This window comes from Streptomyces sp. NPDC002926 (genome assembly GCF_053591755.1).
Window position 1 is genome coordinate 83,332 of the sequence record NZ_JBSFUK010000013.1, and the last position, 19,077, is coordinate 102,408.

The window sequence follows — 19,077 nt, forward strand, 5'->3', positions numbered from 1 at the left end:
CCGACCGGTCACACTGCGGGGTCGATCTCCCGCAACCGACCGTCCGTCACATCGAAGACAAAGCCGCGCACGTCGTCGGTGTGCGGAAGGAACGGGGAGGTGCGCACCCGCTGCATCGACTGCCGTACGTCCTGATCGACGTCCCGGAACGCCTCGACCGCCCAGGCCGGCCGCTGCCCGACCTCGTCCTCCAGCTCGTGCCGGAAGTCCTCGGTGAGCGACTCCAGGCCGCAGTTGGTGTGGTGGATGAGTATCACGCTGCGGGTGCCGAGCGCCCGCTGGCTGATGGTCAGCGACCGGATCACATCGTCCGTGACCACGCCGCCCGCATTGCGGATCGTGTGGCAGTCGCCCAGCTCCAGGCCGAGCGCGTCGTGCAGGTCGAGCCGGGCGTCCATGCACGCGACCACGGCCACGTGCAGCACGGGACGCGCGTCCATCCCGGGGTCCTGGAAGCCGGCGGCGTAACGCAGGTTCGCCTCGACAAGACGGTCGATGACCGTCTCGCCGGAACGTGCTGCGTCGGCGGAGTGGTGCGCGGAAGTCGACATAGGGACGACGGTAATGGTCACTGGGAGTCGAAGCCTGTTGTGAGACAGGACAAAGAACATCAATGAGGCTTGTTGTGAGCTAACCCACACGCGGGATGCGACCGCGTCCGTACGGGTGAACCGTCCGCGCCCCGGAACCCGTCCTCACCCGCTCCGCGCCACGCGCCCGCCGGTTGATTGACCGGAAAGATGTGTGGACTAAAGTGACGCGAAGTTCACGGACACATCCTGCACATCCTGCAAGTTTGACGTTTTCCCCGCGTGTGCTGCGTACGTACGACCCTTCTGAGCGGGCGGGGACCCGGCAGTACGCACGCCCGCGCAGGACCTGAGAGGGCGCATGAGCCAGACCCGACACGTCCCGGTGATGCTCCAGCGGTGCCTGGACCTGTTGGCCCCGGCGCTGGACGGGCCGGGCGCGGTCGTCGTCGACTGCACCCTCGGCCTCGGCGGACACAGCGAGGCCCTGCTCACGCAGTTCCCCGAGGTACAGCTTGTCGCGCTCGACCGCGACACGGAGGCGCTGCGGCTGTCGGCCGAGCGGCTCGCGCCGTTCGGTGACCGGGCCACCCTTGTGCACGCCGTCTACGACGAGCTGCCCGACGTCCTTGAGCGCCTGAAGATCCCGAAGGTTCAGGGCATCCTCTTCGACCTCGGCGTCTCCTCCATGCAGCTCGACGAGGCGGACCGCGGATTCGCGTACGCCCAGGACGCCCCCCTCGACATGCGCATGGACCAGACGACCGGGATGAGCGCCGCCGAGGTCCTCAACACCTACCCGCCGGGCGAGCTGGTGCGGATCCTGCGCGCGTACGGCGAGGAGAAGCAGGCCAAGCGGATCGTGTCCGCGGTCGTACGGGAACGGGAGAAGGAGCCTTTCTCCAACAGCGCCCGGCTCGTCGAGCTGATCCGCGACGCGCTGCCGCAGGCCGCCAAGCGCACGGGTGGCAACCCCGCCAAGCGCACGTTCCAGGCGCTGCGTATCGAGGTCAACGGCGAACTGGCCGTTCTGGAGCGGGCCGTCCCGGCCGCCGTGGGGGCGCTCGCGGTCGGCGGCCGGATCGCCGTGCTCTCGTACCACTCGCTCGAGGACCGGCTGGTCAAGCAGGTCTTCGCGGCCGGCGCGGCCAACACCGCGCCGCCCGGACTGCCCGTCGTACCCGAGCAGTACCAGCCGCGGCTGAAGCTGCTGACCCGCGGCGCGGAACTCCCGACGGAGGAAGAGGTAGCCGAGAACCGCCGAGCGGCACCCGCACGGTTCAGGGGAGCGCAGCGCATCCGGGAGGACGTGTGAGCGCAGCGGCCAAGCAGCTGAAGGGGCGGGCGGCGCGGCTCGCGCGGCTGATGCCGTCGGGGCCGAGCACCGCGGCCCGCACCCCCTTCGTCCTGCTGGTCGTGCTCCTCCTCAGCGGCGGGCTGATCACGCTGCTCCTGCTGAACTCCGCCCTCAACGAGGGCTCGTTCAGGCTGAGCGAGCTCAAGAAGCAGACCACCGAGCTCACCGACGAGGAACAGGCACTGCAGCGGGACGTGGACAACCGTTCCGCCCCGGACGCGCTCGAGCGCCGGGCCCGCGAGCTCGGCATGGTGCCCGGAGGCAGTCCCGCCTTCCTGGACCCGGACGGTACGGTCCGCGGAGTGCCCCGCGAGGCCACGGGGCAGCCCCGCCCGGAACCGTCTCCCATGGAGATCCAGCAACCGGTGGCGCCGACGCTCCCCGCCTCCCCGGCGCCGTCCGTCTCCGCCTCCCGCCCGGACCGGGCTCCCGCCGCGCACCCCTCCGCATCCGCCCCGCCCGCCGGGCAGGCACAGCCGTCCGCGCCCGCCGCCCGGTCGGCGCCCCCTGCCCCCGCCGCTCCGCCCGCGCCTTTGGCCCCCGCGCCCGCCCCGCCCGCCAAGCCCGCGCCCCCCGCGCCCGCCAAGCCCCCGCCCGCCCATGCGGCCAAGCCGTCGCAGGAACCCGCGAAGCCGCCCCCGACGACCCCCGGCAGGTGACGCAGTGCCCCTCAAGGAACCACCGCGCCGCCGCGTCCCCGGCCCCGCACGGCGGCCGTCCGTACGTCCCGCGGTCCGTCGGCGGCCGCGCCCGGCGGCCCGCCCGATCCGGCTCGGCAGCCCCCGCCCCCGGCTGCGGCTGGTCAGCCTCGGCCTGACGCTCGTCATGCTGGCCTTCGTCGTCCGGCTGCTCCAGGTACAGGCCGTCGACGCCGGCGCGTACGCCGCCAAGGCGGAGAAGAATCGCTACCTCAGCCACAAGCTGACCGCGGAGCGCGGCGAGATCACCGACCGGGCCGGAATCGCCCTGGCCACCAGCGTCGACGCGTACGACATCACCGCCGACCCGAAGCTGTTCACGCCGGAGGAGAGCAAGGCTCCCAACGCTCCGGAACAGGCGGCCGCGCTGCTCGCCCCGATCCTCGGCAAGGACGTCGACGAGCTGGCGAAGAAGCTCAGGACGCCCAAATCCCGGTACACCGTGCTGGCCCGCCGCCAGACCCCTCAGGTCTGGAACCAGATCAAGGACCTCAAGGGCGTCTTCGCCGAGAAGGCCAGGGCCGACGAGGCCAAGGGAGGCCCCGGCGCCAATGTACTGAGCGGCGTCTTCCAGGAGCCGAGCAGCAAGCGCGTCTACCCGAACGGCGATCTCGCCGCCGGGATACTGGGCTATGTCACCGGTGACGGCAAGGGAGGCGGCGGCGTCGAGTCGATGCTCGACAAGGTCCTCGCCGGCCAGGACGGTCAGATCACCTACGCCCAGTCCGGCGGCCGGCGGGTCCCCACCGCGGGCTCCCGCGAGGTCCCCGCGGTCCCCGGCTCCGACATCGAGCTGACCATCGACCGCGACATCCAGTGGGCCGCCCAGCAGGCCATCGCCGACCAGGTGAAGAAGTCCAAGGCCGACCGCGGCTACGTGATAGTGCAGAACACCCAGACCGGCGAGGTCCTCGCCATGGCCAACGCGCCGGGCTTCGACCCCAATGATCTCTCCCAGGCCAACTCGGCGGCCATGGGCAACGCCGCGCTCCAGGACGCGTACGAACCCGGCTCCACCGCCAAGGTGATGTCGATGGCCGCCGTCCTCGAGGAGAAGGCCGCCACACCCGGAACCCATGTCGTCGTGCCCAACCGGCTGCACCGCGGCGACCGGCTCTTCAAGGACGACATCGACCACCCCACCTGGTACCTCACGCTCAACGGCGTGCTCGCCAAGTCCAGCAACATCGGCACGATCCTCGCGACCGGCCAGCTCGGCAGGACTCAGGCGGCGGCGAATCGGGTGCTGTACTCCTACCTGCGGAAATTCGGTCTGGGCAGCCCGAGCGGGATCGGCTACCCGGGCGAGACGCCCGGCATCCTCGCCAAGCCACAGAAGTGGTCCACCTCGCAGCAGTACACGATCCCCTTCGGCCAGGGCCTCTCGCTCAACGCCATGCAGGCGGCCTCCGTCTACTCGACGATCGCCAACGGCGGCGTACGCATCGCGCCCACCCTGATCCGCGGCACCAAGGGGCCCGACGGGCGCTTCACCCCGGCCCCCGCCCCCAAGAAGACCCGCGTGGTCAGCGAGCCGACCGCCAGGACGCTGGCCACCATGCTGGAGTCGGTCGTCGGCGACGAGGAGGGCACCGGCGCCAAGGGCCGTATCCCCGGCTACCGCGTCGCAGGCAAGACCGGAACCGCCAACCGTGTCGACCCGGAACTGGGCCGCTACAAGGGCTACACCGCCTCCTTCGCCGGCTTCGCGCCCGCCGACAAACCGCGGATCACCGTCTACTGCGCCATCCAGAACCCCACCAAGGGCAGCTACTTCGGCGGCCAGATCTGCGGGCCGATCTACCGGAAGGTCATGGAATTCGCCCTCAAGACCCTCCAGGTCGCACCGACCGGCAGCGATCCCGCCCGGCTGCCCGTCACCTTCGAACCCGGCGAGTGACCGGAGGAACCACCAGTGACAACCTTCGAACCCGGCGAGTGACCCGGAGGAACCACCAGTGACAAGCATCACCTCCGATTCCGGGAACCTGCCGGAGAACCGCGCCGCCGCAGCCCCCTCACTTCGCCCCGGGCCGGGTGCGCCCGGTACGCTCACCGCCGTGTCACACGCTGATCAGTACCGAACCACCGAGCCGGACGCCCCCGCGAAACACCCGGGAGCGCCCCGACCGGACCGGCCCCGCCCGACACCCCTGGGGGAGCTGGCCGCCCGGCTGGGTGTGCAGAGCCCCGGCACCGGTGGGGTCACCGGCATCACCCACGACTCCCGGGCGGTACGCCCCGGTGACGTGTACGCCGCCCTGCCCGGCGCCCGCCTTCACGGGGCCGACTTCGTGGCGCAGGCCGCGGACCTCGGAGCGGCCGCGATCCTCACCGACCCGACCGGCGCCGAACGCGCCGCCGGGACCGGTCTGCCGGTCCTGGTCACCGAGAACCCGCGAGGCCGCATGGGCGAGCTCGCCGCCGAGATCTACGGACATCCCGGCGAGGACCTGCTCCAGATCGGCATCACCGGCACCTCCGGCAAGACCACCACGGCGTACCTCGTCGAGGGCGGACTCAAGGCGGCGGGCCGCTCGACCGGTCTGATCGGCACGGTCGAGATGCGGATCGGCGAGGAGCGCATCAAGTCCGAGCGCACCACCCCCGAAGCCACCGACCTCCAGGCCCTGTTCGCCGTCATGCGCGAGCGCGGCGTCGATTCGGTCGCCATGGAGGTCTCCAGCCACGCCCTCGTGCTCGGCCGGGTCGACGGCTGCGTCTTCGACGTCGCCGTCTTCAACAACCTCAGCCCCGAGCACATGGAATTCCACTCCGACATGGAGGACTACTTCCAGGCGAAGGCGCAGCTCTTCACGCCGAAGCGGAGCAGGCTCGCAGTCGTCAACTTCGATGACGAGTACGGTCGCAGGCTGCTCAAGGAGGCGTCCGTCCCGGTCACCACCTTCTCCGCCGAGGGCCACCCGGACGCCGACTGGCGGGCCGAGAACGTCGAAATCAGCGCAGTCGGCTCGATCTTCACCGCGGTCGGCCCCCAGGGTGAGCGCGTACGCGCCGAGGCCCCGCTGCCCGGACCGTTCAACGTTGCCAACACCCTTGCGGCGATCGTCACCCTCGCCGTGGCCGGCCTCGATCCGCAGACCGCCGCCGACGGCATTGCCGCCGTCCCCGGCGTGCCGGGCCGCCTCGAGCGCGTCGACGTGGGCCAGCCGTATCTCGCCGTCGTCGACTACGCCCACAAGACGGACGCCGTCGAATCGGTCCTGCGGTCCCTGCGCAAGGTCACCGAGGGCAAGGTGCACATCGTGCTCGGCTGCGGCGGCGACCGCGACCAGACCAAGCGCGGCCCGATGGGCGCCGCCGCCGCACGACTCGCCGACACCGCCGTACTGACCTCCGACAACCCCCGGTCCGAGGATCCGCTCTCGATCCTCGCCGCCATGCTCGCGGGCGCCGCCGAGGTGCCGATCCACGAGCGTGGCGACGTCCTGGTCGAGGCCGACCGGGCCGCGGCCATCGCCGCGGCCGTGGCCCGCGCGCAGCCCGGTGACACCGTGCTGATCGCCGGCAAGGGCCATGAGCAGGGCCAGGACATCGCCGGAGTGGTCCGCCCCTTCGACGACCGCCAGGTACTTCGCGCAGCTATCCAGAACAGTCAGGGGTGACCAGGTGATCGCCCTCTCTCTCGCCGAGATCGCCGAAATCGTCGGCGGGCAGTCGCACGACATACCGGATCCGGCCACACGGATCAGCGGTCCCGTCGTGATCGACTCCCGCGCGGTCCAGCCAGGCGCTCTCTTCGCCGCCTTCGCCGGCGAGCACGTCGACGGCCACGACTACGCCCGGAGCGCCGTGGCGGCGGGTGCGGTGGCCGTGCTGGCCACCCGCCCCGTCGGGGTACCCGCGATCGTCGTGCCGGACGTCACCGCCGCGCTCGGCGCCCTCGCGCGCACCGTCGTCGAACGCCTCGGCACCACCACGGTCGCGCTCACCGGCTCGGCCGGCAAGACCAGCACCAAGGACCTGATCGCCCAACTCCTCGAGCGCAAAGGCCCCACCGTCTACCCGGCAGGCAATCTGAACAACGAGATCGGCCTGCCGCTGACCGCGCTGCGAGCCGGCGAGGACACCGAGCACCTCGTCCTCGAAATGGGCGCCCGCTACATCGGCGACATCCGCTACCTCACCAGTCTGGTTCCGCCGAAGGTCGGTCTCGTACTGAACGTCGGCACCGCCCACATCGGCGAGTTCGGCGGCCGCGAGCAGATCGCCGAGGCCAAGGGGGAGATCATCGAATGCCTTCCCCCGGCGGCAGCGGGCGGCATCGCCGTACTCAACGCCGACGACCGTCTCGTACGCGCCATGGCCTCCCGTACCAAGGCCCGTGTGGTCCTGTTCGGAGAGGCCGAGGACGCCGACGTACGTGCCGAGAATGTCCGGCTCACAGACAACGGACAGCCCGCTTTCAGGCTCCACACACCCTCCGGGTGCAGCGACGTGACCATGCGGCTGTACGGTGAGCACCACGTGTCGAACGCGCTCGCCGCGGCCGCCGTCGCCCATGAGCTGGGCATGTCCGTCGATGAGATCGCCCGCGCGCTCTCCGAGGCGGGCACCCTCTCCCGCTGGCGGATGGAGGTCACCGAGCGTCCGGACGGCGTGACGATCGTCAACGACGCCTACAACGCGAACCCCGAGTCCATGAGAGCGGCGCTGCGTGCGCTCGCGGCCATGGGCGAGGGGCGGCGGACCTGGGCGGTGCTCGGCCACATGGCCGAGCTCGGCGACGAAGCGCTCGCCGAGCACGACGCTGTCGGACGGCTGGTCGTCCGGCTCAACGTCAGCAAGCTCGTCGCAGTCGGGGGCAGGGAAGCGTCCTGGCTGCAACTGGGCGCATATAACGAGGGTTCGTGGGGTGAGGAGTCGGTGCACGTGTCCGACGCGCAGGCGGCGGTCGACCTGTTGCGCAGTGAACTGCGTCCGGGAGACGTCGTGCTGGTGAAGGCTTCCAGGTCGGTCGGGCTCGAGCGGGTGGCCCAGGCACTGCTCGAGAACACCACCGAGGGTGAGGTCACCGGCCGATGAGGCAGATCCTCTTCGCGGGGGCCATCGGGCTCTTCCTGACCCTGGTCGGTACTCCGCTGCTGATCAAACTCCTGGCCCGCAAGGGATACGGGCAGTTCATCCGGGACGACGGCCCGCGCAGCCACGGCAGCAAGAAGGGCACGCCCACCATGGGCGGTATCTCCTTCATCATGGCCACGCTCATCGCGTACGCACTCGCCAAGGTGATCACCGGCGAGGACCCGACGTTCTCGGGTGTGCTGGTGCTCTTCCTGATGGCGGGCATGGGCCTGGTCGGCTTCCTGGACGACTACATCAAGATCGTCAAGCAGCGCTCGCTCGGTCTGCGGGCAAAGGCGAAGATGGCCGGACAGCTGATCGTCGGCATCGCCTTCGCCGTGCTGTCACTGCAGTTCGCCGACAGCCGCCACCAGACCCCCGCATCCACCAAGCTGTCGTTCATCACGGACTTCGGCTGGTCGATCGGCCCGGTGATCTTCGTTGTCTGGGCGCTGTTCATGATTCTCGCGATGTCCAACGGCGTGAACCTGACGGACGGTCTGGACGGCCTGGCCACCGGCGCGTCGGTGATGGTCTTCGGCGCGTACACCTTCATCGGGCTCTGGCAGTTCCAGGAGTCCTGCGCCAACGCCGTGACCCTGACCAACCCCAACGCCTGCTTCGAAGTACGCGATCCACTCGATCTCGCGGTCGTCGCCTCCGCCCTGATGGGCTCCTGCTTCGGCTTCCTGTGGTGGAACACCTCGCCCGCCAAGATCTTCATGGGCGACACAGGATCGCTCGCACTCGGCGGAGCGCTGGCGGGTCTGGCGATCTGCTCCCGTACGGAGCTTCTGCTGGCCCTCCTCGGCGGACTGTTCGTCCTGATCACCATGTCCGTGGTCATCCAGGTCGGCTCCTTCAAGATGACCGGCAAGCGCGTCTTCCGGATGGCGCCGCTCCAACACCACTTCGAACTCAAGGGGTGGTCCGAGGTCCTTGTCGTGGTCCGCTTCTGGATCATCCAGGGCATGTGCGTCATTGTGGGTCTGGGGCTCTTCTACGCGGGCTGGGCGGCCGACAAGTGAGCACGCAGGACTGGCAGGGCAAGCGGGTGACGGTCGCGGGACTCGGCGTCTCCGGGATCCCGGCCGCCCGGGTGCTGCACGGCCTCGGCGCCCTCGTCACGGTCGTCAACGACGGCGACGACGAGCGCTCACGTACGCAGGCCGCCGAGCTGGAGGCCGAGGGAATCACCGTGCGCCTCGGCGACGGCGCGACGCTGCCCGCAGGCACCGAGCTCATCGTCACCGCGCCCGGCTGGAAGCCGGACAAGCCGCTCTTCCTGGCCGCCGCCGAGGCGGGCGTCGACATCTGGGGCGACGTCGAACTGGCCTGGCGGCTGCGCGGGCCGGGGGCGGCGCCGTGGCTCGCGGTCACCGGCACCAACGGCAAGACCACGACGGTACGGATGCTCGCCTCGATCCTCGAGGCCGCGGGCCTGCGCACGGCGGCCGTCGGCAACATCGGCGTCTCGCTGCTGGACGCGGTCCTCGGCGACGAGACGTACGACGTACTCGCCGTCGAACTCTCCAGCTACCAGCTGCACTGGGCGCCTTCGCTGCGCGCCCACTCCGCCGCCGTGCTCAACCTGGCGCCCGACCACCTCGACTGGCACGGCTCCATGGAGGCCTACGCCGCCGACAAGGGCCGTATCTACGCAGGCAACACGGTCGCCTGCGTCTACAACGCCGCCGACAGGGCGACCGAGGACCTGGTGCGCGAGGCGGACGTGGAGGAGGGCTGCCGGGCCGTCGGATTCACCCTCGGTACGCCGGGGCCCTCCCAACTCGGGGTCGTCGAGGGCCTCTTGGTCGACCGCGCCTTCGTCGACAACCGGCAGAAGCAGGCCCAGGAGCTCGCCGAGGTGGCGGACGTCAATCCGCCGGCCCCGCACAACGTCGCCAACGCCCTCGCGGCTGCCGCGCTGGCCCGCGCCTTCGGCGTCGCGCCCGCCGCCGTACGCGACGGACTGCGCAACTTCCGCCCCGACCCCCACCGCATCGAGCATGTCGTGGACGTCGCCGGCGTCGCGTACATCGACGACTCCAAGGCCACCAACACGCATGCCGCCGAGGCGTCGCTGGCCGCCTACGACCCGATCGTGTGGATCGCGGGCGGTCTGGCCAAGGGCGCGAGCTTCGACGAACTCGTCGAGAAGTCGGCAAAGCGACTGCGCGCCGTCGTACTGATCGGCGCGGACCGCGCCCTGATCCGTGAAGCCCTCGCGCGACACGCCCCCGAGGTCCCGGTCGTCGACCTCGACCGGACAGACACTGGGGCGATGCTGGCGGCGGTCCAGGAAGCAGCACGACTCGCCCGGCCGGGAGACACCGTTCTGCTGGCCCCGGCCTGCGCCTCGATGGACATGTTCACCAACTACAACAAGCGAGGCGAGGCGTTCGCGGACGCGGTCCGCGCACTCGCCGCCGAGCGCGCCTGAGCCCGACCCCCGCGCCGTGCTGTGCACCCGGGGCCGCCCCGGGACCGCGGCAGCCGCGCCAGGCACGACTGGAGGGGACAGCGATCATGCCGGCCGATGACACCGCCCCCGCCGCGCGGAGCGCGGCCCGTCCGAAGCGGCGCCCGGCTGAGACTCAGCCCCGCCGACGCCCGCGGCGCAGGGTCTGGGGCGGAGCCCCGGCCGGGCGCGGGCCCGTCCTCGCCGGATCCCGGCTCCCGGACGCCGTGCGCGCGCTGCGCCGGGGTGTCGAGGCGCTCGGGCGTGCCGTTCTGCCCGCGACCGTCCCCGCTCTCGCCGGCCCGGCGCCGGCCCACACCGGGCTCGCGCTGCGGATCAGGGCCGGGGGAGCCGTACGCCGCCCGCCCGCCGGTCGTGGCGGAAGCCGCGGGCCAAGCGATCCGCGCCCCCCACGGCGGCTGTACGAGCAGGCGCGACGGGCCTGGGACCGGCCGCTGACCGCGTACTACCTGATCCTCGGCAGCAGCCTCCTGATCACCGTGCTCGGCCTGGTGATGGTCTACTCCGCCTCGATGATCAAGGCGCTCGAGCTCTCGCTCCCGGCCTCGTACTTCTTCCGCAAGCAGTTCATCGCCGCCGTACTCGGCACCTGTCTGCTGCTGGCCGCCTCACGGATGCCGGGCAAGCTCCACCGGGCCCTGTCCTACCCGCTCCTGATGGGCACCGTCTTCCTGATGGTGCTCGTCCAGATTCCCGGGATAGGGCATGCGGTCAACGGCAACCAGAACTGGATCTATTTGGGCGGCCCGTTCCAGCTCCAGCCCAGTGAGTTCGGCAAGCTGGCGCTGATCCTGTGGGGCGCCGATCTGCTCGCCCGCAAGCAGGACAAGCGGCTGCTGACCCAGTGGAAGCACATGCTGGTGCCGCTCGTCCCGGTCGCCTTCCTGCTGCTCGGCCTGATCATGCTCGGCGGCGACATGGGTACGGCGATCATCCTCACCGCGATCCTCTTCGGCCTGCTGTGGCTGGCCGGAGCGCCGACCCGGCTCTTCGCGGGTGTACTCGCGGTCGCCGGCTTTGTCGGCATCGTGCTCATCAAGACCAACGAGAACCGCATGTCACGGCTCTCCTGCATCGGCGCCATCGACCTCGGCCCCCAAGGCGAGTGCTGGCAGGCCGTGCACGGCATCTATGCTCTAGCCTCCGGCGGATGGTTCGGTTCCGGCCTCGGTGCAAGTGTGGAAAAATGGGGTCAACTCCCGGAACCGCACACCGATTTCATCTTCGCCATCGCCGGTGAGGAACTGGGCCTGGCGGGGACGCTGTCGGTGCTCGCCCTCTTCGCGGCTCTAGGCTATGCGGGTATCCGCGTGGCCGGACGCACGGAGGACCCCTTCGTGAGGTACGCGGCGGGAGGTGTGACCACCTGGATCACGGCCCAGGCCGTGGTCAATATCGGTGCGGTGCTCGGTCTGCTGCCGATCGCCGGTGTCCCGCTCCCGCTGTTCTCCTACGGAGGATCGGCCCTGCTGCCGACCATGTTCGCGGTAGGGCTGCTGATCGCTTTCGCGCGGGAGGATCCCGCCGCGAAGGCGGCCCTGGCCATGCGGCGGCCCGGGGTGAGATGGAAGACGATGAGACGGCGCGTCAAGAAGCGTCCGTCCGGAGAGCGGTGAATTTCGGTGCATGTCGTACTCGCCGGTGGGGGGACCGCCGGCCACATCGAGCCCGCGCTCGCCCTCGCGGACGCCCTGCGCAGGCAGGACCCGACCGTGGGAATCACGGCCCTGGGCACGGAGAAGGGGCTCGAGACCAGGCTCGTACCCGAGCGGGGTTACGAGCTGGCGCTCATCCCCGCCGTTCCGCTGCCTCGTAAGCCCACCCCTGAGCTGATCACCGTCCCCGGACGGCTCCGCGGCACCATCAAGGCCGCCGAGCAGATCCTGGAGCGTACGAAGGCGGACTGCGTCGTCGGCTTCGGCGGCTATGTCGCGCTGCCCGGCTATCTGGCCGCCAAGCGGCTCGGTGTGCCGATCGTGGTGCACGAGGCCAACGCCCGGCCCGGCCTGGCCAACAAGATCGGTTCGCGGTACGCGGCCGGGGTCGCCGTCGCCACCCCGGACAGCAAGCTGCGCAACTCCCGCTACATCGGCATCCCGTTGCGCCACACCATCGCCACTCTGGACCGGGCCCGGGTGCGTCCCGAGGCGCGTGCCGCCTTCGGTCTCGACCCCAACCTTCCGACGCTGCTGGTCTCCGGCGGCTCGCAGGGCGCCCGCCGCCTCAACGAGGTGATCCAGCAGATCGCTCCGGTGCTCCAGCGCTCCGGAATCCAGATCCTGCACGCGGTCGGCCCGAAGAACGAACTGCCGCGTGTGGACAACATGCCCGGTATGCCGCCCTACATCCCGGTACCGTACGTGGACCGGATGGATCTCGCGTACGCCGCGGCCGACATGATGCTCTGCCGCGCGGGCGCGATGACCGTCGCCGAACTCTCCGCCGTCGGGCTGCCCGCCGCGTACGTACCGCTGCCGATCGGCAACGGCGAACAGCGGCTCAACGCCCAGCCGGTCGTGAAGGCCGGCGGCGGACTGCTGGTCGACGACGCCGAACTGAGCCCCGAGTGGGTCCAGGGCAACGTCCTTCCGGTGCTCGCCGATCCGCACCGGCTGTACGAGATGTCCCGTGCCGCCGCCGAGTTCGGCCGCAGGGATGCCGACGACCTGCTCGTCGGCATGGTGTACGAGGCGATCGCTGCACGCCGCAAGGCGTGAGAAGGGCAGGGGAGCGTGGCCGGACCGACCACCGCCGAACGCGGGGCAGGCAAGTCCCCCGGTGGGTACGCGGGGTCGGCCCGCCCGCCCGGCCAGGGCTCCGATGCCCGTCGGCCGCGCCTCCCCGGCCGCCGTTTCCTGCTGATCGCCGCTGCCTTGGTGCTGGCCGTCGCGGCCGGAATCTGGGTGCTCTACGGCTCCGACTGGCTGCGCGTGGAACGCGTGAAGACCACCGGAACCGAGGTTCTGACGCCGGCCGAGGTGATGGCCGCGGCGGCGGTTCCGGTCGGGGCGCCACTGATTTCCGTCGATACGGACGCCATTGAGGCCCGGCTGCGGCATAAGCTGCCCCGTATCGACTCGGTGGATGTCGTCCGGTCATGGCCCGACGGGATCGGTCTGAAAGTGACCGAGCGAAAGCCAATCCTGCTTATCGAAAAGGGCGCAAAGTTCATCGAAGTGGACGCGAAGAGCGTTCGGTTCGCCACGGTGGACAAGGCTCCCAAGGCTGTTCCGCGACTGGAATTGACCGCGGAACAGTCCCCAAGTCTGCGGCGTTTCGGCGCGGACCGGCTCCTTGAGGAGGCGGTACGGGTCAGGGGTGAACTCCCCGGCGAAGTCGCGGCGGACACCAGAGTTGTGACAGTGCGCTCATACGACTACATCTCCCTGGAGTTGAGCCGGGACCGTACGGTGGTCTGGGGCAGCGCCGAGGAGGGCGAGGCGAAGGCGCGCGCACTCACCGCACTGATGAAAGCCGCGCCGAAGGCCGGGTACTTCGATGTGAGTGCTCCCACCGCCCCTGCGGCGGCAGGGAGTTGACGCACATTTGCGCTGGCCAGCACCCTGGTTGGTCAGCGCTATGGGTGATCACATAGGGTGAAAAGAAAAACGGGAGGTTCGGCGTGTTCGTTGAACGTGCGCCGCTTGTCGACTTAGTGTCCTGTTCGGAGAGTCCAAGAAGCAGACACACTGGTAACCCTAAACTTCAGCGTTAGGGTTTGGGTCGGCGTTCGGACCGTCCCATCGGCATCCGTCGTCGCGACGCGGCAACCGCGAAGCGACGACACGTAACTCGAGGCGAGAGGCCTTCGACGTGGCAGCACCGCAGAACTACCTCGCAGTCATCAAGGTCATCGGTGTCGGCGGCGGTGGTGTCAATGCCATCAACCGAATGATCGAGGTCGGTCTCAAGGGCGTCGAGTTCATCGCCATCAACACCGATGCGCAAGCACTGTTGATGAGCGACGCCGACGTCAAGCTCGACGTCGGCCGTGAACTCACCCGAGGCCTCGGCGCCGGAGCGAATCCGGCAGTCGGTCGTAAGGCGGCAGAGGATCACCGCGAGGAGATCGAGGAGGTCCTCAAGGGGGCCGACATGGTCTTCGTCACCGCCGGCGAAGGCGGCGGCACCGGCACGGGTGGCGCACCCGTCGTCGCCAATATCGCGCGCACGCTCGGCGCCCTGACGATCGGTGTGGTCACCCGGCCGTTCACCTTCGAGGGCCGCCGTCGCGCCAACCAGGCGGAGGACGGTATCGCTGAACTCCGCGAGGAGGTCGACACCCTCATCGTCATCCCCAATGACCGGCTGCTGTCCATTTCGGACCGCCAGGTCAGCGTGCTTGACGCGTTCAAGTCCGCGGACCAGGTGCTGCTCTCCGGTGTCCAGGGGATCACCGACCTCATCACCACGCCGGGCCTGATCAACCTCGACTTCGCCGACGTCAAGTCCGTGATGTCCGAGGCCGGATCCGCGCTCATGGGCATCGGCTCGGCCCGCGGCGACGACCGCGCGGTGGCCGCGGCCGAGATGGCGATCTCCTCGCCGCTGCTCGAGGCGTCCATCGACGGCGCCCGGGGTGTGCTGCTCTCCATCTCCGGTGGCTCGGACCTCGGGCTCTTCGAGATCAACGAGGCCGCCCAGCTGGTGAGCGAGGCCGCCCACCCGGAGGCCAACATCATCTTCGGCGCGGTCATCGACGACGCTCTCGGCGACGAGGTGCGGGTCACGGTCATCGCGGCCGGCTTCGACGGCGGACAGCCGCCGACCCGCCGGGACACCGTTCTCGGCGCCGGCGCGAGCAAGCGCGAGGAGCCGGCGGCCTCGTCCCGTGGCACGGAGACCTCGCGGGCGGGCGGCGGACTCGGCACCGTACCCGCGCGTGAGGAGTCCCTGGCCCCGGCCGAGCCCGCGCCCGTGGCGAACGACCTGAACTCCGGGTCCGCGCAGGTTCCGCCGGCCCGTCCGTACCAGGACAGCCAGGCCGAAGAGCTGGACGTTCCGGACTTCTTGAAGTGACAGTGCGGCACGACGCGATACACGCGAGCGGCGCGCACTTCGCCTTCACCGACAGGTGGGGCGGGGTGAGCGCCGTTCCGTACGAGGAGCTCAACCTCGGTGGCGCGGTCGGCGACGATCCCGCGGCCGTACTGACCAACCGGAAGATCGCGGCGAAGACGCTGGATCTCGACCCGGACCGGGTCGTCTGGATGAACCAGGTCCACGGCAGGGACGTCGCCGAGGTGGACGGGCCCTGGGCCGCCGGGCCGACTCCGCCGGTGGACGCTCTCGTCACCGCGCGGCGCGGGCTGGCCCTCGCCGTACTGACCGCGGACTGCACCCCCGTACTGCTGGCCGACCCGGTCGCGGGTGTCGTGGCCGCCGCGCACGCGGGCCGCCCCGGGATGGTCGCGGGCGTCGTGCCCGCCGCCGTGGAGGCGATGAAGGCGCTGGGCGCGGAGCCGGCCCGCATCATCGCCCGTACCGGACCCGCTGTCTGCGGACGCTGCTACGAAGTTCCCGGGCAGATGCGGGCCGAGGTGGCCGCGGTCGAACCGGCCGCCTGGTCCGAGACCAGCTGGGGCACCCCGGCCGTCGACGTCACCGCCGGAGTCCATGCCCAGCTCGAAGCGCTCGGCGTGCGGGACCGGCAGGCCTCGCCGGTCTGCACAATGGAATCGGGCGACCACTACTCGTACCGTCGCGATAGCACCACAGGACGGCTCGCCGGATACGTCTGGCTGGACGGACAGGAATGACGGACAGGAATGACGGACGGCAATGACGGACCGTAAGACCGAACTCGCCAGGAGTCTGGCAATGGTGGAGGAACGTATCGCCTCCGCCTGCGCGGCCGCCGGCCGCAAGCGGGAGGAGGTGACCCTCATCGTGGTCACCAAGACCTACCCGGCGAGCGATGTGCGGCTCCTCCATGAACTCGGCGTGCGCCATGTCGCCGAGAACCGTGACCAGGACGCGGCCCCCAAGGCCGAGGCCTGCTCGGATCTGGATCTCATCTGGCACTTTGTCGGACAGTTGCAGACAAATAAGGTTCGCTCTGTGGCGGGTTATGCCGATGTGGTGCAGTCCGTCGACCGTCTCAAGCTCGTCACGTCGCTCTCCGCTGCCGCGGTACGAGCGGAGCGTGAGATCGGCTGTCTGATCCAGGTCGCGCTCGACGCCGAATCGGGCGAGCGCGGGGAGCGGGGCGGCGTCGGGCCCGACGGCATCGAGGAGTTGGCCGCCGCGGTGGCGAAGTCACCGGGGCTGCGGCTCGACGGACTGATGACCGTCGCGCCGCTCACCGGGCCGTACGCGGGGCGGCAACAGGCGGCGTTCGAGCGGCTGATGGAATTCTCATCCAGCCTGCGCGCAGGGCATCCGGCTGCGAACATGGTGTCAGCAGGGATGAGTGCGGACCTCGAGGAAGCCGTGGCGGCCGGAGCGACACATGTGCGCGTCGGCACTGCGGTACTCGGAGTCCGACCCCGGCTCGGGTAGCGTCGCTAAGCAAGTCGGACCACAGCAGAAAATATGGTCATTCCCGTCACACAGCGGGCGGACCGAGTGGATCGCGGGCGCTTGGTGACGACGCCGATCCACCACAGAGCGGAGGACTCAGAGAATGGCCGGCGCGATGCGCAAGATGGCGGTCTACCTCGGCCTCGTGGAGGACGATGGCTACGACGGCCGGGGTTTCGATCCCGATGACGATTTCGAACCCGAGCCGGAGCCCGAGCGGGACCACCGGCGGCACCAGCCCCCGCACCAGGTGGAGCGGGAGGAACCGGTGCGGATGGTGCAGCCGCCCGCGCAGCGCGAGCCGGTTCCGCTTCCCGCTGAAAGCGGACGTCCGGCACGAATTGCCCCCGTGGCATCCATCACACCTGAACGTCCGAGCCTGGAGAAGAACTCGCCGGTGATCATGCCCAAAGTTGTGTCCGAGCGGGAGCCTTACCGCATCACCACGCTGCACCCTCGGACCTACAACGAAGCCCGTACCATCGGGGAACACTTCCGCGAGGGCACCCCGGTGATCATGAACCTCACGGAGATGGACGACACGGATGCGAAGCGACTTGTCGACTTTGCCGCGGGACTCGTCTTCGGCCTCCATGGCAGCATTGAGCGGGTGACGCAGAAGGTGTTCCTGTTGTCGCCTGCTAACGTCGATGTCACGGCGGAGGACAAGGCCCGCATCGCAGAGGGCGGGTTCTTCAACCAGAGCTGAGAGACACGACACCGGAACGACCCGGCCGCAAGGCCGGACTGGAGAGCCAGGGGAGAGGGAAGCGCGGGATGGGCGTCGCACTACAGGTTGTCTACATCGCGCTGATGTGCTTCCTCATCGTGCTCATTTTTCGGCTGGTCATGGACTACGTCTTCCAGTTCGCCCGCTCATGGCAACCCGGCAAGGCGATGGTGGTCGTTCTTGAGGCCACCTACACTGTCACCGATCCACCGCTCAAGCTTTTGCGGCGGTTCATTCCGCCGCTGCGTCTCGGGGGCGTGGCACTCGACCTGTCCTTCTTCGTTCTGATGATCATCGTCTACATCCTGATCTCCATCGTGAACAACTTTGCGAGCCGGATGTGAGCGATACGGTCTTGCCGACTGCCGACGACTACGTAGAGGTGAAGTAGAGATGCCGCTGACTCCCGAGGACGTGCGGAACAAGCAGTTCACGACCGTCCGCCTTCGAGAAGGCTATGACGAGGACGAGGTTGATGCCTTCCTCGACGAGGTCGAGTCCGAGCTGACCCGCCTGCTCCGCGAGAACGAGGATCTGCGCGCCAAGCTGGCCGCGGCGACCCGTGCGGCGGCGCAGAACCAGCAGCAGCAGGGCATGCGCAAGCCGCCGGAGCCGCAGGACGGCCGCGGACCGGGTGCGCCGGTACCCGCCGCCATATCCGGACCGCCGGTCCAGCAGCAGCCCCCGCAGATGGGTCCCCCCCAGCTGCCCGGTGGTGCTCCGCAGCTGCCCGCCGGTCCCAGCCACGGTGGCCCGCAGGGGCCCGGCGGCCCGATGGGTCCCGGCCCGATGCAGGGCGGCATGGGTGGCCCGATGGGCGGCCCCATGGGTGGCCACGGCCCGCAGATGCCGCAGCAGGGCCCCGGCGGCGACAGTGCCGCACGTGTGCTCTCGCTGGCGCAGCAGACCGCCGACCAGGCGATCGCGGAGGCCCGTTCCGAGGCCAACAAGATCGTCGGCGAGGCGCGCAGCCGTGCCGAGGGTCTGGAGCGCGACGCCCGTGCCAAGGCCGATGCGCTGGAGCGGGACGCTCAGGAGAAGCACCGCGTCGCGATGGGCTCGCTGGAGTCCGCGCGTGCCACGCTGGAGCGCAAGGTCGAGGACCTGCGGGGCTTCGAGCGTGAGTACCGGACGCGGCTGAAGTCCTACCTGGAGAGCCAGCTGCGTCAGCTGGAGACCCAGGCGGACGACTCGCTGGCTCCGCCGCGGACCCCCGCGACCGCGTCGCTGCCGCCGTCCCCGTCGATGGCTCCGGCCGGTGCGGGTGCGATGGGTCACACCATGGGCGGCAACCCGTCGATGGGCCAGTCCATGGGACAGCAGATGGGCGGCAACCAGTCCATGGGCGGTGGCCCGTCCTACGGTGGCCAGCAGCAGATGTCGCCGGCGATGACCCAGCCGATGGCACCGGTGCGGCCGCAGGCGCCGCAGCCGATGCAGCAGGCTCCGTCGCCGATGCGCGGCTTCCTGATCGACGAGGACGACAACTGACGGCGTATCGCGCGTATCGCGCGTAGCCGTCGGCAGGCTGAAGGGCCGGGCCCGGGACTGATGTCCCGGGCCCGGCCCCTTTTGGAAACACCCCCCCCCCCCCCCCGCCCGGGGCTTAACTGCGCCCCCCCCCGGGGGGCCCCGGGCCCCCCCCCCCGCCCGAGGGCGCAGAGGGTGCCGAG

17 protein-coding genes are annotated in these 19,077 nt (G+C 70.0%); 16 read left to right on the top strand and 1 reads right to left on the bottom strand.

Annotation, left to right across the window (positions count from 1 at the left end; translation table 11 throughout):
• Window positions 1-8: 8 nt before the first annotated feature.
• Window positions 9-551, bottom strand: coding sequence for a beta-class carbonic anhydrase (locus tag ACWDZ6_RS20855; protein WP_389183817.1), 543 nt, complete (start codon window positions 549-551; stop codon window positions 9-11).
• Window positions 552-891: 340 nt separating this feature from the next.
• Here ACWDZ6_RS20855 and rsmH point away from each other — a divergent pair, with 340 nt between their 5' ends.
• From rsmH to ACWDZ6_RS20935, 16 genes are all read left to right on the top strand, one after another.
• Window positions 892-1,845, top strand: a complete 954-nt coding sequence (rsmH, locus tag ACWDZ6_RS20860) for a 16S rRNA (cytosine(1402)-N(4))-methyltransferase RsmH (RefSeq protein WP_451504034.1) — start codon at window positions 892-894, stop codon at window positions 1,843-1,845.
• Window positions 1,842-2,546, top strand: a complete 705-nt coding sequence (locus tag ACWDZ6_RS20865; protein WP_451504035.1) for an FtsB family cell division protein — start codon at window positions 1,842-1,844, stop codon at window positions 2,544-2,546. The genes rsmH and ACWDZ6_RS20865 overlap by 4 nt, the downstream gene beginning before the upstream one ends.
• A gap of 4 nt (window positions 2,547-2,550) precedes the next feature.
• The gene (locus ACWDZ6_RS20870) at window positions 2,551-4,485 is read left to right on the top strand and encodes a peptidoglycan D,D-transpeptidase FtsI family protein (RefSeq protein ID WP_451504036.1); all 1,935 of its coding nucleotides are present in this window, start codon (window positions 2,551-2,553) and stop codon (window positions 4,483-4,485) included.
• Window positions 4,486-4,543: 58 nt separating this feature from the next.
• Window positions 4,544-6,211 (top strand): UDP-N-acetylmuramoyl-L-alanyl-D-glutamate--2,6-diaminopimelate ligase, encoded by a 1,668-nt coding sequence (locus ACWDZ6_RS20875; RefSeq protein WP_451504037.1) that lies wholly within the window; start codon window positions 4,544-4,546, stop codon window positions 6,209-6,211.
• 4 nt (window positions 6,212-6,215) lie between these two features.
• The gene (locus ACWDZ6_RS20880; RefSeq protein WP_451504038.1) at window positions 6,216-7,631 is read left to right on the top strand and encodes a UDP-N-acetylmuramoyl-tripeptide--D-alanyl-D-alanine ligase; all 1,416 of its coding nucleotides are present in this window, start codon (window positions 6,216-6,218) and stop codon (window positions 7,629-7,631) included.
• Window positions 7,628-8,698: a phospho-N-acetylmuramoyl-pentapeptide-transferase gene (mraY, locus tag ACWDZ6_RS20885; protein WP_326649346.1), complete on the top strand. Its 1,071-nt coding sequence runs from the start codon at window positions 7,628-7,630 to the stop codon at window positions 8,696-8,698. Before ACWDZ6_RS20880 ends, mraY begins: the two co-directional genes overlap by 4 nt.
• Complete coding sequence (gene murD / locus ACWDZ6_RS20890; protein ID WP_451504039.1) at window positions 8,695-10,113, top strand: UDP-N-acetylmuramoyl-L-alanine--D-glutamate ligase; 1,419 nt, start codon at window positions 8,695-8,697, stop codon at window positions 10,111-10,113. Before mraY ends, murD begins: the two co-directional genes overlap by 4 nt.
• Window positions 10,114-10,199: 86 nt before the next feature.
• The gene (ftsW, locus tag ACWDZ6_RS20895; protein WP_451504040.1) at window positions 10,200-11,768 is read left to right on the top strand and encodes a putative lipid II flippase FtsW; all 1,569 of its coding nucleotides are present in this window, start codon (window positions 10,200-10,202) and stop codon (window positions 11,766-11,768) included.
• A 6-nt stretch (window positions 11,769-11,774) separates the two neighbouring features.
• Window positions 11,775-12,869, top strand: a complete 1,095-nt coding sequence (gene murG / locus ACWDZ6_RS20900) for an undecaprenyldiphospho-muramoylpentapeptide beta-N-acetylglucosaminyltransferase (protein WP_326649343.1) — start codon at window positions 11,775-11,777, stop codon at window positions 12,867-12,869.
• A 15-nt stretch (window positions 12,870-12,884) separates the two neighbouring features.
• Window positions 12,885-13,691 carry a cell division protein FtsQ/DivIB gene (locus ACWDZ6_RS20905; protein ID WP_389183841.1) on the top strand — a complete coding sequence of 269 codons (807 nt, stop codon included), beginning with the start codon at window positions 12,885-12,887 and terminating at the stop codon, window positions 13,689-13,691.
• Between the two features lie 274 nt (window positions 13,692-13,965).
• Window positions 13,966-15,171 (top strand): cell division protein FtsZ, encoded by a 1,206-nt coding sequence (gene ftsZ / locus ACWDZ6_RS20910; RefSeq protein WP_351454435.1) that lies wholly within the window; start codon window positions 13,966-13,968, stop codon window positions 15,169-15,171.
• Window positions 15,168-15,911, top strand: coding sequence for a peptidoglycan editing factor PgeF (gene pgeF, locus ACWDZ6_RS20915; RefSeq protein ID WP_451504041.1), 744 nt, complete (start codon window positions 15,168-15,170; stop codon window positions 15,909-15,911). Before ftsZ ends, pgeF begins: the two co-directional genes overlap by 4 nt.
• A gap of 22 nt (window positions 15,912-15,933) precedes the next feature.
• A complete protein-coding gene (locus tag ACWDZ6_RS20920; RefSeq protein ID WP_451504042.1) occupies window positions 15,934-16,653 on the top strand; it encodes a YggS family pyridoxal phosphate-dependent enzyme in 720 nt (239 codons plus the stop codon).
• A 124-nt stretch (window positions 16,654-16,777) separates the two neighbouring features.
• On the top strand, window positions 16,778-17,383 hold the full coding sequence (locus tag ACWDZ6_RS20925) for a cell division protein SepF (RefSeq protein WP_326649338.1): 606 nt from the start codon (window positions 16,778-16,780) through the stop codon (window positions 17,381-17,383).
• 68 nt (window positions 17,384-17,451) lie between these two features.
• Entirely contained in the window at window positions 17,452-17,748 is a 297-nt protein-coding gene (locus ACWDZ6_RS20930) for a YggT family protein (protein ID WP_326649337.1), read from the top strand.
• Window positions 17,749-17,797: 49 nt separating this feature from the next.
• Complete coding sequence (locus tag ACWDZ6_RS20935; RefSeq protein WP_326649336.1) at window positions 17,798-18,895, top strand: DivIVA domain-containing protein; 1,098 nt, start codon at window positions 17,798-17,800, stop codon at window positions 18,893-18,895.
• The last annotated feature ends 182 nt before the right edge of the window (window positions 18,896-19,077 follow it).

What these genes read in the sequence shown, in the direction of transcription:
- ACWDZ6_RS20855 (WP_389183817.1), bottom strand. Translation starts at nt 551, where the DNA reads ATGTCGACTTCCGCGCACCACTCCGCCGACGCAGCACGTTCCGGCGAG.
- rsmH (WP_451504034.1), top strand. Translation starts at nt 892, where the DNA reads ATGAGCCAGACCCGACACGTCCCGGTGATGCTCCAGCGGTGCCTGGAC.
- mraY (WP_326649346.1), top strand. Translation starts at nt 7,628, where the DNA reads ATGAGGCAGATCCTCTTCGCGGGGGCCATCGGGCTCTTCCTGACCCTG.
- ftsW (WP_451504040.1), top strand. Translation starts at nt 10,200, where the DNA reads ATGCCGGCCGATGACACCGCCCCCGCCGCGCGGAGCGCGGCCCGTCCG.
- ACWDZ6_RS20920 (WP_451504042.1), top strand. Translation starts at nt 15,934, where the DNA reads ATGACGGACCGTAAGACCGAACTCGCCAGGAGTCTGGCAATGGTGGAG.
- ACWDZ6_RS20925 (WP_326649338.1), top strand. Translation starts at nt 16,778, where the DNA reads ATGGCCGGCGCGATGCGCAAGATGGCGGTCTACCTCGGCCTCGTGGAG.
- ACWDZ6_RS20930 (WP_326649337.1), top strand. Translation starts at nt 17,452, where the DNA reads ATGGGCGTCGCACTACAGGTTGTCTACATCGCGCTGATGTGCTTCCTC.
- ACWDZ6_RS20935 (WP_326649336.1), top strand. Translation starts at nt 17,798, where the DNA reads ATGCCGCTGACTCCCGAGGACGTGCGGAACAAGCAGTTCACGACCGTC.